Source organism: Pontibacter sp. HJ8, from assembly GCF_054824225.1.
Genome location: NZ_JSYF01000632.1, coordinates 1 through 869, shown reverse-complemented (window position 1 = coordinate 869; position 869 = coordinate 1). Strand labels below are relative to the sequence as shown.

Here is an 869-nt window from a genome sequence, read left to right as displayed (position 1 = left end):
CCCCGGTCAGCGGATAACGGATGAGGTTGAGCCGGGCAAAAGGCATTTTATTAAGTGGATGATCATGCAAAGTTACAGGGCAGGGGAGTGGTAAGCATTGATCCAAATCAAGAAATGCAGTTGATCCGGATCAAGGATTTCAGTTGTTTGCTGCGATGCGCTTCTGAGTCGGGCTCAGGGCTTTCGATGTTAAACCCAGGAAAGAGAAGATCATGTGCTGGGGCACACGTTGCACGCGACTGGGCCGTGGTATGTGAAGCTAGAAAAAGATTCCGCTAAACTATACCTACGGATCATTGCTGAGCGGCCGGAAGAACAGATTTTCTTCCGGCTTCAGACCTGCTTTTGTCGTTCAGCGGCGGACTTACCTAACACAGTGCGCCTGCTGACAGGTATAGTGTTGATTAAAACAGGAATGGTCTTCTTTTTAGCAGATTTCTGGCTGCTTTCCACGTTGCTGTTCAGGTACCTGCTATACCTTGTAAGCCCGCGCAGTACTACACAAAACAGCAGCCTGATGCTGCGATTTAAGCGATTAACTGTCAGTTGTTTATAAAGGCGAAAGGGCTGCTGAGACCTGTGCCTCTATCCGGAGTCCCTCATAAAAGCAAAGGCGTGGGAATAAAAATTAAAGGCACGTTATCGTTTTGTTACCAAAATAATAGTTGTAATTTTGGACCAGAAAACGTTTTTAGTCTATTGAGAATGAGCGACAAGGATGAGGCCATAAAAACAGAGATTTTGAATGAGGCTCAGAAGCTGTTCCGGCATTTTGGTTGGACCAAAACCACGATGGAGGATATAGCCAAAGCTACCGGAAAGGGGAAGAGTACGCTCTATTATTACTACAAAAGCAAAGATGACATTTT

1 protein-coding gene is annotated in these 869 nt (G+C 45.8%); it reads left to right on the top strand.

Annotation, left to right across the window (positions count from 1 at the left end):
* Positions 1 to 705 precede the first annotated feature (705 nt).
* Positions 706 to 869, top strand: a 164-nt coding sequence (locus tag OB13_RS20355; protein WP_461492021.1) for a TetR/AcrR family transcriptional regulator, incomplete at its 3' end; no start/stop codon positions are given.